At 69.3% G+C, this 12471-nt stretch carries 11 protein-coding genes and 1 tRNA gene; 7 read left to right on the forward strand and 5 right to left on the reverse strand.

Going from position 1 to position 12471, the window contains the following annotated elements:
- Window positions 1-416 precede the first annotated feature (416 nt).
- Window positions 417-1484 (reverse strand): NAD(+)/NADH kinase, encoded by a 1068-nt coding sequence (locus tag K2224_RS18110; protein ID WP_221907557.1) that lies wholly within the window; start codon window positions 1482-1484, stop codon window positions 417-419.
- Window positions 1485-1910: 426 nt separating this feature from the next.
- Here K2224_RS18110 and K2224_RS18115 point away from each other — a divergent pair, with 426 nt between their 5' ends.
- Window positions 1911-2285 carry a hypothetical protein gene (locus tag K2224_RS18115; RefSeq protein ID WP_221907558.1) on the forward strand — a complete coding sequence of 125 codons (375 nt, stop codon included), beginning with the start codon at window positions 1911-1913 and terminating at the stop codon, window positions 2283-2285.
- Window positions 2286-2512: 227 nt separating this feature from the next.
- Window positions 2513-3052, forward strand: a complete 540-nt coding sequence (locus K2224_RS18120; RefSeq protein ID WP_221907559.1) for a hypothetical protein — start codon at window positions 2513-2515, stop codon at window positions 3050-3052.
- On the opposite strand, the gene K2224_RS18125 is transcribed toward K2224_RS18120, so the two are convergent.
- Window positions 2992-4185, reverse strand: coding sequence for a hypothetical protein (locus K2224_RS18125; protein WP_260692762.1), 1194 nt, complete (start codon window positions 4183-4185; stop codon window positions 2992-2994). The genes K2224_RS18120 and K2224_RS18125 overlap by 61 nt on opposite strands.
- Between K2224_RS18125 and K2224_RS41705 the strand changes: the two genes are divergently transcribed.
- From K2224_RS41705 to K2224_RS18140, 3 genes are all read left to right on the forward strand, one after another.
- The gene (locus K2224_RS41705; RefSeq protein WP_399018908.1) at window positions 4099-4920 is read left to right on the forward strand and encodes a HEAT repeat domain-containing protein; all 822 of its coding nucleotides are present in this window, start codon (window positions 4099-4101) and stop codon (window positions 4918-4920) included. The two genes, K2224_RS18125 and K2224_RS41705, sit on opposite strands and share 87 nt — an antisense overlap.
- A gap of 311 nt (window positions 4921-5231) precedes the next feature.
- Window positions 5232-6386, forward strand: coding sequence for a molybdopterin-dependent oxidoreductase (locus K2224_RS18135; RefSeq protein WP_221909788.1), 1155 nt, complete (start codon window positions 5232-5234; stop codon window positions 6384-6386).
- A 47-nt stretch (window positions 6387-6433) separates the two neighbouring features.
- Window positions 6434-6838, forward strand: coding sequence for a hypothetical protein (locus K2224_RS18140; protein WP_221907561.1), 405 nt, complete (start codon window positions 6434-6436; stop codon window positions 6836-6838).
- A gap of 182 nt (window positions 6839-7020) precedes the next feature.
- On the opposite strand, the gene K2224_RS18145 is transcribed toward K2224_RS18140, so the two are convergent.
- Window positions 7021-7596, reverse strand: coding sequence for a sensor domain-containing protein (locus tag K2224_RS18145; protein WP_260693479.1), 576 nt, complete (start codon window positions 7594-7596; stop codon window positions 7021-7023).
- Window positions 7597-8262: 666 nt separating this feature from the next.
- Window positions 8263-8336: transfer RNA gene (locus K2224_RS18150), tRNA-Met, on the reverse strand.
- A 469-nt stretch (window positions 8337-8805) separates the two neighbouring features.
- On the opposite strand from K2224_RS18150, the gene K2224_RS18155 reads away from it, so the two are divergent.
- Together K2224_RS18155 and K2224_RS18160 are read left to right on the forward strand one after the other, a co-directional pair.
- Window positions 8806-9657, forward strand: coding sequence for a glycerophosphodiester phosphodiesterase family protein (locus tag K2224_RS18155; protein WP_260693480.1), 852 nt, complete (start codon window positions 8806-8808; stop codon window positions 9655-9657).
- 382 nt (window positions 9658-10039) lie between these two features.
- Window positions 10040-10771, forward strand: coding sequence for a VC0807 family protein (locus K2224_RS18160; RefSeq protein ID WP_221907564.1), 732 nt, complete (start codon window positions 10040-10042; stop codon window positions 10769-10771).
- 866 nt (window positions 10772-11637) lie between these two features.
- Here K2224_RS18160 and K2224_RS18165 read toward each other — a convergent pair.
- The gene (locus K2224_RS18165; RefSeq protein ID WP_260692764.1) at window positions 11638-12267 is read right to left on the reverse strand and encodes a rhomboid-like protein; all 630 of its coding nucleotides are present in this window, start codon (window positions 12265-12267) and stop codon (window positions 11638-11640) included.
- Window positions 12268-12471 lie beyond the last annotated feature (204 nt).

A 12471-nucleotide genomic window follows, 5' to 3' on the forward strand; every position in this document is an offset into this window, starting at 1 on the left:
ACCGTGGCCAAGTTCTTGAGCGGTATGCGCGGGACACCGATCGGCCCCAGCGGAATGCTCGCGATGTTGCGTCCTTCATCGGCGGCGCGGGCGCCCGCGAAGGCACTCAGGCTGTCTCGGTCGAGACGGTGGAGGCAGCGGCGGGCGAGGGCGTCGATCGAGGTGCCGGTCGTTTGTCGCCAGGTTGGTCACGTCATCGCCGTCGGCCAGGAGGGCACCGAGGGGGGTGCAGGAGTTCGTCCGGGGGAGCCGGGCGCAGCCCAAGGGCTCCCAGGTAGGCGGTCATGTCGTTGCGCCCACGAACCTCGCGCTTCCGCTGGGAGCCGCCGGGGCGGCGAAGCCGGCAGCTTGCCGGGGCCGGGAGAGGGATCCGCGCTCGCTTCGGGTCGGAGTGGTCCCGTCCGACCATGGGGCGCTCAGCGCGCTGCGGTGGGAGGCGGCAGCCGCAGGCCGGCCAGGTCCGGCGGCACAGGAGCGTTGGGGCGCAGGAACGGTGCGGACTCCCCGTCGCTTTCCGTGGCGGGCGCGTCGGTGAGACGGAACCGGTCCCGGAGGCGGCCGTAGAAGTCGGTGGGGTGGAGGCGGATGAGCCGCACCCGTTGCGGGGAGCGGTAGACACCTACCCAGTCCCCTGGTTCGAGCACGCCGCGGAGTTGGCCGTCGATGCTGACTGCGGCGCGGCCGGAGTTGGGCAGGATGCGGAGGACGACCGGTTCGTCGGGGGCCGCCACGACGGTGCGGTTGAAGGTCATATGGGGCGCGATCGGTGTGAACACGACGGCGTCCATGTGCGGGGAGAGCACGGGACCACCGGCGGCAAAGCAGTAGGCGGTCGAGCCCGTCGGCGTGGCGACCGCGAGCGCGTCCGCGGAGTAGGCGGCCAGCAGCCGGCCGGAGATGTAGACGCCGGCGGTGACCTGGTGGTCGCGGGCGAGCTTCTCCACGACGACGTCGTTGAGGGCATTGACGTCCAGGGCGATGCCCCAGCTCTCGCCCGGGGTGCTCTCGGGGCGGACCTGGGGCGGCGGGAGAGCGGGTCCGCGCCCGTAGCAGAGGAACTCCTCCATCTCGGCGGGCACCTCCGGTGGCCTGGAAGCTCGCATGGTCAAGGTCATGCGTTCCTCCACCAGCGCGTGGCCCGCGTGGACGGCGTCGAGGGCCGTGGTGACGTCCGCGGCCGGCACCTCGGTGAGGAATCCGACCTTTCCGAGGTCGACGCCGAGCACCGCGGCCCCGGTCTTCACCGCGATCCGGGCGCCACGCAGGAACGTCCCGTCCCCGCCGAGGGTGACGACCAGGTCGGGGTCCCCGGCCGCGTGCGCCTCCTCGCGGCCGGAGCGGCGCTGGTGGTCCGCCGACCAGACGTCGATCTCGGTGCACGGGATGCCTTGCGCGTCGCACCAGGCATGCACACAACGGGCGGCATCCAAGGCAGCGGCACGTCCTTGATGGACAACGAGTCCAATGCGGTGCACGGGCGGCATGGCGAACCTCGTCTCGGTGCCGTGTTGCAAGCCCCCGAGCGCTCGGGGGCCTCTTGCCCAGCCTGCCACCAAGCGGACGTAGATCCCGGCAACGGTCGACAACGCGCTGAGGGTCAAGCACGAGGGGCCGGTGAGGCTCCAGCTGAGGTCGTTTCAACACCACCTCCGCACCGAGCCGCGCGCCGTGCTCGATCGCGTCCGGGGGGGCCGGCGTCGTCAGGACTGTCTTCCGCCTTGCCGCATCGGTGTGCCTGTTGTCTGGCAGGCGAGCGCGGAGGTCCAGGCCACGGACGGCCGCACCGCCGTGAAGGCTTGGCACCGCGAGATGCGGCCGGGAGCAAAGCCTGAGCATTGCCTGAACATGCCTCGCGCGGGGCAGTGCGGCGAGGCTTTGGGCTGGGGCTGGCACCGGGCGACGTCACCGTGATGGACCGCGCCGACCGGCAGAACTGTCCGACCGCGGTGAGGATGAGCGAGACAAGAGGGGGAAAGCGAAAGGATCTGATCATGTTCCGCTCGATTACCACGGTACTGGCCGCTACCGCCTTCGCCGGTTTCCTGAGCGCCGGCATAGCCAGTGCCGCGCCCGACCAGCCCCTGGCCTCTGCGGCCGTCACCCAGCAAGCGGAAGGCGGCGGCCACGGCGGCGGTTGCCACGGCCGCGGCGGCGGTGTCGGTGTAGGCGGCGTCGGCAGCCCTGACGTCGGTGTCGGCGTCGGCGGCCTCGATGCCTGCGCCACCGTCGGCGTCGGCGGCCTGGGCCCCAACGGTAACGAAGGCGTCGGCGTCGGCGGCATGTGAGGTTCTGACTGCTGTTCCTCCCGGCACCCGTTCCGTACGGGGCCGGGAGGCAACGGCCGGTGGCAGGCACAAAGTGATTCCGTGTGGTTCCGCACCACACCAGCAGGGCCTCGAAGACGCCGGCGCCACGCTACTGCCGGAAGCAGTTGCGGACGGGCGACCGGACTCCGGACTCCGCGACGGCGTGCTGAACGAGCCGCCACGAGTCCTCGCCGCACTCCGGCGACATGGCCGATCTGCTCTTCGATGCCGTCGAGCGAGCCCGGCCCAGTGATCTGTTCGAGGAACTCGGTCCCGAGGCGCCGACCCACCTCGGGTCGTGGACGCCCCGTGATCTCGCCGCGCCTCTCGTCCTGCGCGGGCACGATTACCTGGCCGGCCCCGGACTTGTCCTGCCTGGTACGTGGAGCCGCCTGACCGAACGACGAAGAAGAGCGCTCGCGCTCAGGGACTTCGCCTGGCTCACCACCACGCTCCGATCGGGACCGCCGCCGGGCTTCTTCCGCATCGGATGGGTCGCGCCGACTCCCGAACCCCAACGGGTTCTTGACGACGAAGCGACGTCACAGATCGGCGACGATGGCGCGCAAGTCGTCGGCTTCCTTCCGCAGCCCAGGCGGCAATTTGAATTCGACCGGCGCGGAGAGGACGGCTCGCAACTCGCGCGCGGTGTCGGGGACGCCTTCCCATGCTTCCCGGCCTCTGGTCATGACGGCGGAGAGCAAGTCGCCCCCGTACAGGTCCCCCGGGCTGTCACCGTCAAGTAGCCGATCTTCATTACGCGGCGGTGGTGGGCGACGATCGTCACGGGGTAGCGGCCCGGCTTGAGATCGGCACGGATGGTGGCCGTGTTGAAGTAACGCGGATCATCGCCATCTGCGGACTTGCTGTCATCGCGGTTGAGGCGGAGTACCTGCGTGAACGCCGGGGAGGTCGCGGTGAGCCGCGTCTCCTCGCCCGGATCCGGGGCCGCGTCGTGCCACATGACCGCGACCTGCCCTCCGGGGCCGACCTTGAAGCCGTGCCGGTGCGGGCTGTCGGCGTATCCGATGCTCGGGTCGTAGAGGTCGGGACCGTGCACCTTGCCGAGGTAGTCGGCGTCGCCGGGGCGGGACGCGCGGACCGTCAGACGCTTGGTGGCGATGCGGTGGTCGTGTGGGCCGTACAGCGTGAAGGTGTACGCACCGTCCGAGAGGCCAGGGGCGAGCTCCGCCCTGGCCGAGAACGCCCGGGGGTTGTAGAAGTCGTTCTGTTCGTCGTGGACGAGACGGACGGGCCGACGCAGTGCCGCGGACCGTACGGTGAAGTCGGTGCCCCGTTCACCGGGGTACAGGTCGTCGAAATTCAGCCACAGCGGCTCACCGGGCCGCGCCACGTCCGACCCGAACGTCATGGTGAACGAGGGGCGCTCGGAACGCAGGACGTGGACTCTGTCGCGGGCGACGGTGCGGCCTGCGATGGATACCTCGATCGGGTACCAGCCGGCCTTGTCCGTCATGGCCAGGGGGTGCGTGGCGCCGTAGGACTCGTCGTTCTGCCATTGCAGCTTTACGGGCCCGCTGAAGGCCGGCGAGTGGGCGGTCACCGCGTCATGGCCCTGGGCACGGGATACGAAGTCGAGCCGGATGCCGACCAGTTGGCCCGGGCGCGCTTCGAGGTTGCCCGTCAGCTCCAATACGGGCCCGGAGGGTTGGCTGGTGAGCGTGCTGTCGCGGTTGCCCGCGGTCTTGTCCGCGGCGGCCCTGGCCGCAGTATCGTGCGCGCTGTGGGCGGAAGCACCCGGGCTCTGCGCCGCCCTGCTCGTACTCGCCGCATGAGCGCATCCGCACAGCGCGAGACCGGCCGCTGCGAGCCCCGCCAGCCTGGTCCAGTTCATCGTCTCCCCCATGTGGTTGGTCACCGGAGGAGATGGTGGGATGACGCCGTCGGTTGTCTGCGGGCAGCGGGATTTAGCGGATATGCAGGCCAGTGCGGGTCTAGTAAGCGGCACCCGTCACGGGTGAGACGAGACCGGCGGCTCCCCAGGTCTCCGGGTGCACCGGAGGTCCCATGGACGTACCGACCGCACCACACCGGACCGTCTGTCGAAAGGCCGTCGCGCTGTTGCGCGAGGGACGAGTCCTTCGACGAACCGATCGTCGATCAGCTCCTACCCTGGGTGGAGCAGGAGCAGGACCCACGCGTGACGCGGGCGCTGACCGCCGGCTTGGTGGCTGCCTTGGACCCTCGGGCCGAACGGCCGCTACCCGCGCTCACCCGGCACCCTGCCCCAGAGGTCCGGGCACTGGCGATCTCCGGCCTGCACGGGCAGGTCTCGAAGGGGCACCCCGAGGCACTGACTGTCGTCACGACATGCACCCGGGACGCAGACGCCACGGTGCGCGAGGCAGCCTGCAGGGCGCTCGGCAACGCCCCCGCGGACCTGACCGGCCCCGCGGACGCCCTCGCCGCATGCCTGGCCGACGAGCGCGAGGGCATACGGATCACAGCAGCGGTCCGGCTGGCGCTGCGCGACGACCCACGCGGCGACGAGCTGCTGCGCGACTACGACGCCGTGGACCAGGGATCGCCGTACTACTGGGATCTCCTGGACGTATGGCGTCATCGGACACCGAAACCCGCCGATCCCAGCTGAATCCTGCTGAACCCTGCCGAACCCTGCCGACGGAAACTCTCGGATCCTTCGGTCAGGCGCGCATCCGCCGGCTGAGTTGTCCCGCCGGAACCTGGAACCCTCACGGCCGCGTTTCACCCCAACCCCAACTCCAACTCCAACCCCAACCGGCATGCAGCGAAGGGTGGTTGTGAAGGGTCGTCGGCCGTGGGACGGAATCGCTTCAGGGCCTGTTCGCGGCTGTCGTGCAGGGACGGAACGGGGCGCACCGGGCATGATGTCCGCCTTCCGTAAGATTTTGGACCTTTCGTTGCGTGTTCGCAGCGGCTGTGATGGAAGACATGAAATCGCGCTTCTTCTCGCTCCGGCCGCCGGTGTTCAGGGGGCGGCTGCACGACGCCCGGACGGCGACCTCGACCGGTCGGTGGCTGGGCCTGGCGTTCGCGGTGTGCTTTGTCACCGGGCTGGTCAGCCACGTCCTCCAGCATCCACCGGGTTGGCTGGCCAACGATCTGCCGAGCCGCCCGGTGTGGGGCTACCGGCTCACCCAGGGCCTGCACGTCGCCTCCGGCATCGCCGCCGTTCCCCTGTTGCTGGCCAAGTTGTGGGCGGTGTATCCACGGCTGTTCGACTGGCCGCCGGTGCGCTCGGTGCTGCACGCACTGGAGCGGCTGTCGATCGGGCTGCTGGTGGCGGGGGCGGTGTTCGAGTTGGCCACCGGGCTGCTGAACACCGTCCAGTGGTACCCATGGCCGTTCTCGTTCGTGCCGGTGCACTACGCGGTGGCCTGGCTCGTGGCCGGGGCGCTGGTGCTGCACATCGCCGTCAAGGCCCCTCAGATCAAGGCCCACTGGAGCCGACGGTCACCCGGAACGCTCGCCCTGCCCGCCGAGGACGCGCCCGACCGGCGCTCGCTGCTGGCCGCGTTGGCAGCGGCGGTCGGCACAGTCACGTTGACCACGATCGGCCAGTCCGTCACCCCCTTGAAGAAGCTCGATCTGCTCGCGCCCCGCCACCCGGACCACGGCCCGCAGGGCCTGCCGGTCAACCGCACCGCGGCGGCGGCCGGCGTCGGCAGGATCCCCGATGACTCCTACCGTCTGGTGGTGGACGGGCCGCGGCCCTACACGCTGACCCTGGCGGAACTGCGCAGTCTGCCGCAGCGCGAGGTGGAACTGCCGATCGCCTGTGTGGAGGGCTGGAGCAAGTCGGCGCACTGGACCGGCGTTCGCGTGACGGATCTGCTGGACCGGGCCGGCGCTCCGTCGCAGGCACGCGTGCGGGTGGTGTCGTTGCAGCTCCGCGGCGGCTACCGGGTCTCCGAGATGAGCCACGAGCAAGCCCGCGACCCACTCACCCTGCTCGCGCTGCGCCTCAACGGACAGGAACTCACTGCCGACCACGGTTTCCCGGCCCGTCTCATCGCACCGAACCGGCCCGGTTCGCTGCAGACCAAGTGGGTCGGCCGACTGGAGATCCTGTCATGAAACCGGGGCATGTGAGGGCGGGGCATGTGCAGGCGAGGCATGTGAAGGTGAGTGTGACACGGGTGCTGGCCGGGCTGGCCGGGCTGGCGTTGATGGGCGTCGGGGCGTCGTCGCTGCTGGACGTGCCCGGCCTGATCGACGTCCTGGTCTGGCTCGGCGGAGCCCTGGTCCTGCACGACGCGCTCATCGCGCCGCTGGTGTTGCTCGCCGGGCTGGTCCTGGTCCGCGGCGGCGTGCGCGGGCCCGTCCGCGGGGCACTGCTGGTCGCGGGCGCGTTGACGGCCGTGGCCCTGCCGGTGCTGCTGCGTCCGGGGCCCAAGGCCAACTCATCGGTGCTGCCGCTGGATTATCCGCGCAACTGGCTGCTCATGCTGCTGGCGGTGGCCACGGTCGCCGCGCTCGGGCTCGCAACGCGGAGATTCGCCCGGCATCGGCGCCGTCCACGGTCCTGAGCCCACCGACCGACCAACCGCACTGTCACGCCGCTCGTCGAGAGCCGGGGAGTAGTCGCTGCCAGTGGGGATCGCCATCAATGCTCCTGCTTGACCGAGGTCACCTGGCGTGAGGGCGCCAACGGGCCGACGGGAGAACTCACTACGCGAGGCTCCAGCCGGCCGGCTGCGCGCCCCGGGTGTCAGCGGCCCAGTACCGCTCGCGCCAGCTTGGCCTGGGCGCGCAGCGCGTACGGTCCGATCCAAAGGCCCAGCAGGAGCCACACCACGCCGAGTCCGGCCGCCCAGTCTGCCGAGCGGGCGCTCTCCAACCGTATGAAGCCGTACCAGCTGTTCTCCCAGGTGGAGACCCACGGGCCCCACAGGACCGGCATCAGGATCCCGAAGAGGCCCAACGCGAACAGCAGGAGGGGGACAACCGCAAGGAACCAGCTTGCCACGAGGGACAGTTGGGCCCAGGCCCAGTCGCGCCAGGTCGAGGGCCGGCGCAGTACGCTCAGCGCCCCCTTCACCAGTCCCGGGACGCCTGGAGCTGCGGCCGCCGCGTCCGGCGCACCAAGGTGCCCCTCCCCCAAGCCGGCTGCCTTGCTCGGTCCGATGCCGTACCACCGCTGGCCCAGGCGGAGCTGACAGTCGGCCAACCCTCGCAGTGCCTTCGCCACCAGGGGGACCAGTGCGAACCCGACCCAGATGAACAACGTGGTGATCGCGGTGATCAGCAGCCAGGACACCACGGCCGCCGTCCATCCCAGGAGCATCAGCACCAGCCCACGCCATGGCGCGAGCAGCCCTCCGATCAGTCCCCCGCCCTGCCTCGTCCGCCGGTTCTGTGCGCCGTCATCGTGCCCGGCCTGTCCAGGCGCTCCTGGCTGCACGGCCACCCCGAGAGTCCCGTCCGACATGCTGTCCCCACTGCCTTTCCATGTGCGAGAACGGGAGGTCAGAACCCGCTCTCCGATCATTCTCACCGGTGACGGAGACCAGTGCACTGGGGCTATCCCCCGTATCCGCGTGTGACGTGAGGCAGGTTGCGCCCGCCGTTACGAAACCGGCTCGGGTCACGGCTGGTCGGCAACGCCGCGAGCCTTCGTGAGTGACTGGCACTGCCCCGTCAGCTCCACTCGCCCGGAAGGAAATGCGCCCTACCCAGAGCTGACCGGCCGCCGAGCACAACACTCGACACGCCTGCGCCGACGCCTCCAAACCCACGATTGGTTGCCAACCACCGACAACCGACATCAGCGTTCGCTGCTCACGTTGCCCAACGAACACTGCCGGAACACAGCCGGGGCAACTCGCAGAACGGAGGAAGACGAACCCGTGCGATTCCGCACCTGGTGCGGAGTCTGACCCCAGACATCAGCGTCGAACACCCCGGACGCAGTGAAGGCCCGGTGGATCCCCACCGGGCCTTCACTCACGAGTAGCGGGGACAGGATTTGAACCTGCGACCTCTGGGTTATGAGCCCAGCGAGCTACCGAGCTGCTCCACCCCGCGTCGGCACGATGAACTGTACGCGATCGATCTGGCAAAGCCGAATCGGCTTGCGTCTGGAGGGAGGAAGGACGCTTCGAGGGGCGGCAGCAGATCAAGAACCGGTCCTTGAGACCGGCCCGCGTCCGGAAGCCGACCCACGATGCCCGGCTCACCGGCACTGCCCCGAGGAGAGCGACGAGCACATGCACGACAAGGTGACTCCGGCTGGTAAGTGCCCCTGCCAGAGGGCGTCTGAGTGGTACAACGTCGTGGCGGAGCGTCGGTGGGGCAGGAGGGCATCAGCACAATGAAGGTGGCACGAAGGTGGGCGGCTGGTCTGGCCGCGGCGGTTGCTGTCACAACCACGGCTACTGCGGTCGCCGCGGTGCCGGACCGCGCGGGGGTGTCTGTCGCCCCTGAGCGACAGGCCGCAGTCGCAGCGGCCACGGATGCGTCGCGACAGTCCGCGGGCGCTGACCGCCGTCCGTTGGTGATCGCCCACCGGGCCGGCACGGCGGACTTCCCGGAGAACACCGTGCGGGCCGTTGACGGTGCGCTGGCACACAAGGTGGACATGATGTGGCTGAGCGTGCAGGTCAGCCGGGACGGCGTCCCCGTCCTGTACCGGCCTGGCGACCTGTCCGCACTCACCGACGGCATGGGCAGGGTCGCTGACCACGACGCCGCGGAACTGACGCGCTTGAACGCCGGCTTCCAATTCAAGGATGCCTCCGGCGACCACCCGTATCGGAAGCACCCCACGCCCCTGCCCACTCTGGAGGAGGCGTTGCGGCGGATTCCCCAACGGATGGGCGTGCTGCTGGACATGAAGTCTCCCGACGCTCAGACCTTGGTGCCTGCCATCGCCAAGACACTGGACGCCCTACAGAGTGAGGGGCGCAAGGAGTGGCAGCGCGTACGGTTCTACTCCACCGAGAAACCCAACCTCGATGCCATGGCGTCTCACCCCCGAGCCCGGTTGTTCGAGGATCGCGACACGACCCGCACCCGCCTGGTCACCTCGCGCCTCACTGGCAACTGCCTCAACGCACCTCGGAAAGGGACCTGGGCAGCCTTCGAGCTGCGTCGTGACGTGACCGTCGCCGAGAAGTTCACCCTCGGCGAGGGCCGCAGCCCGGTCAACAAAGCCCTGATGTGGGACCGGACCGCTGCAGCCTGCTTCCACACCCACCCTGGGGTCCGGACCGTATTGATCGGCATCGAGACCAAGGACGACTACACCACCGCCCAAGGGCTGGGTGCCTACGCAGTCCTGGCCGACTCCCCCGCGCAGATGATGAAAATCAAGAACGAGGCGCCGAAGGCGACAGCACCTCACTGAGGGACCGAGAACACGCCGTCGTCCGCCCATGGGACGTGGCCTGTGCAGGCGGGGCGCTGGGCTGTCGCGGACAACCCTGGCACCCCAGGCAACCGAGGCAGTACGTCGGGGTGGCAACCGCCGGCCCGAAGCGGATGGGCCACGAACCGCCGCGGCCGGTGCCTGGCCGGCGGTGAGCACAGCGGTTCGTGCGGCGCGGCAATGCCGGCTCCGGCTCGCACCCACCCGCACCTTCCCTCCTGTGTCACCCCCGGCCCCGAACGTCACTCTCCCGCTCACACGTCTTTGACCAGCACGTTTCCATGCTTACTCTAAGCAACGGCTGCGCACTACGGATATGTCGCAGCCTCACACCGGAAAAGCTGATCAAGGAATCCCATACATGAACACCCAGGCGTCCAAGTCACCAGACCCGGCACGGAAGTTCCGGGCCCTCGCCCCGATGGTGCTCGACCTGGTCATCCCCATCGCAGGCTTCTACGTCCTGCACCAGCTGGCCGGCTTGAGCCAGGTCTGGGCGCTGACCCTCGCCGGCGCGGCAGGGGGTGTGTGGACGCTGATCCACACCATTCAGCGGCGCAAACTCGACGTCATCGGCCTGCTCGTCGTCCTCGAAATGGCGCTGACCGTCGCCCTGCTGTTCATATCCGACGATCCGCGCCTGATCGCCGCCAAGCCGTCCTTCTACACCCTGCTCGCCGCCGTCTACCTGCTCCTTACCTGTGTCGCCGGGCGGCCCCTGGTCTATGTGGCGGCCACCCCAATGGCCACCGACGGCGACCCCGACCGCACCGTCGCCTATGAGCAGGCATGGGAACGCTCCCAGCCGTTCCGTGCTCGTGAGCGCATGGTGACGGCGGCGTTCGGGCTCGCCGCACTGGTCGACGCCGTGCTGCGCGTGCTCGTCGTCTACAGCTTCGACGTCGACAAGTTCAACGAGTCGTTCCTGCTGTCCCAGCTGCCGGGCATCCTGCTGATCGTCGCCGTGCTGCTGTTCACCAAGTCCCAGATCAAGGTGCTGCACGGGCTCGTCGACGAGGTCCACGACCAACTGGCCGCCGAAGGCGTCGTCGGCCCGCGCCCCGACGCCGACCAACCCGCCGCCTCCCGCTGAACGAAGCCACGCGATGAGTACGCGTACCGCTGCGCTCGGTCTGCCACTGCGGACCACGGAGCCAACGGTGGATCCGTTCCAACGTCGCTGACGGAGCAGATCCGCGCCCTCCCCGCGGCCTGCTCAGCCGCCCAGGAAACGTCCCCGAACTGGAAAGGCAGGCGTGGCGCGGGCGATGGCGCTTTGCCACACCAGTCATGACGCCGGAGGTTCCCGGCCCGGCAAGCCCCCCGATCTGGGCTGAGACGCCACGCTTGGGCCTCTCCGATGGGTCAAGAACGGTCCGTTGAACAGCCCGTTATTGACCCATCAGGCAGCCTTAGTGGGCCGTCAGGAGTCCCGCAACGATGCCCACGACCAGCAGCACGCCAAAGGCCAGTGCCACACGCTTGGGATCGGCTTCCGTGGAATGGCCTGATGACCCACGACGCCGGAAAATGGGGGCCCACACGAAGCCCTGCGAATCCCCGGTGTGATGGTGGTGGTGGGTGCTGTGGTGGCCCAACCCGCCGCCGTGATGGTGCCCGCTGAAACCACCACCGTGGTGGCCGCCCCCGCTGAATCCTCCGCCGCCGTGCATGGTGTTCTCCCCGCAGTTCGTGATCTGTGCTTCACCAGCCCCTGCCCGCGTTCCGGCGGCCTACACCTGAGAATCCGAGGTCGCTCCGCGGCTACTCGCCGACTCATTGGCTTGCTGGCCCGCCGGCTGCGTAACAACCGCACATTGACGGTCGAGCCGCCGAGGTGTCCGGTGGTTCGTCAGGCGCGGCAGCGCAGCATCTCCAGAGGAAAAACGCCCTCGCCGGGTGTCGGCCCGCGCCGTTTCCGCTACCGGCCGTTCCGATCCGCGCGGACCCGCACCGAGGTCAGTCGGCGGTCCGCGGGCTGCGGGCGCGGAGCCAGCGGCTGCGGGCCGCCACGACGCCCAGCGCCAGCGCCACCAAGTGCCCGGCGTCGGCCAGTTCCTGGTTGATCGCCCATGCTGCGGCGAGGAAGACGGCAAGTATCGGTAGACCGTAGCGCCGGGAGTGCCTGCTGCCCAAGGTGAGCAGACACGCGATGGTGGCCACCAGGCCGTAGCTGATTCCGACGTCCCTGGCACGGGAGAGGGCACCCGGCAGATGCGCGAGCCGCATCAGCCACATGACGCCTTCGGTGACCAGGGTCGCCGCCACGTGTCCGAAGAGGAATACGCCCATGCCGCGTGCGCTGCCCCAGCGCCACTCGGCCAGTCCGAGGGCTGCGGCCACTGCGCCGATGCCGAGCAATACGGGGACACCGTCGACCACCAGGCCGCTGGTGAGCAGGGTCCACCACTTGCCGACTTCGAGGTGGTGCACATTGCTGCTGTTGTGACGTATGAAGCGCGCCTGCTCGCGGAACGGTTGGAGGGCGAGCCAGGCGGCGGTGGCGACGAGCAGCGTGACGTACACCGTGGTCGCGGGAAGTCCCCGGACCATGGTCCACGGCCGCAACACCATGTGCTTCAGTGTCATGCCCTCCCCCGCTGCCGTGTCGAAATCACTGACAGAATTATCCTCAAATCGACATGAAGTGTAGCTCAGGTGTCTGTCACAGCGGCATAAGCGGCATGAACAGCGATATGGGCGCGCAGCTCAGGGCGCGCAGCAGGCCGGCGGTCCCGGGGCCATCGCCGGCCGATGCCCTGCCGGGAGCGTCGCCGGGCGCCGTACCTCCCC

Source organism: Streptomyces sp. BHT-5-2, assembly GCF_019774615.1.
Taxonomy (GTDB): Bacteria; Actinomycetota; Actinomycetes; order Streptomycetales; family Streptomycetaceae; genus Streptomyces.

Bases quoted from the DNA above. Each gene is read 5' to 3' on its own strand.
- K2224_RS18110 (WP_221907557.1), bottom strand. From the start codon at position 1,484: ATGCCGCCCGTGCACCGCATTGGACTCGTTGTCCATCAAGGACGTGCC.
- K2224_RS18115 (WP_221907558.1), top strand. From the start codon at position 1,911: ATGGACCGCGCCGACCGGCAGAACTGTCCGACCGCGGTGAGGATGAGC.
- K2224_RS18120 (WP_221907559.1), top strand. From the start codon at position 2,513: ATGGCCGATCTGCTCTTCGATGCCGTCGAGCGAGCCCGGCCCAGTGAT.
- K2224_RS41705 (WP_399018908.1), top strand. From the start codon at position 4,099: ATGAGCGCATCCGCACAGCGCGAGACCGGCCGCTGCGAGCCCCGCCAG.
- K2224_RS18135 (WP_221909788.1), top strand. From the start codon at position 5,232: ATGGAAGACATGAAATCGCGCTTCTTCTCGCTCCGGCCGCCGGTGTTC.
- K2224_RS18145 (WP_260693479.1), bottom strand. From the start codon at position 7,596: ATGCTCCTGGGATGGACGGCGGCCGTGGTGTCCTGGCTGCTGATCACC.
- K2224_RS18160 (WP_221907564.1), top strand. From the start codon at position 10,040: ATGAACACCCAGGCGTCCAAGTCACCAGACCCGGCACGGAAGTTCCGG.
- K2224_RS18165 (WP_260692764.1), bottom strand. From the start codon at position 12,267: ATGACACTGAAGCACATGGTGTTGCGGCCGTGGACCATGGTCCGGGGA.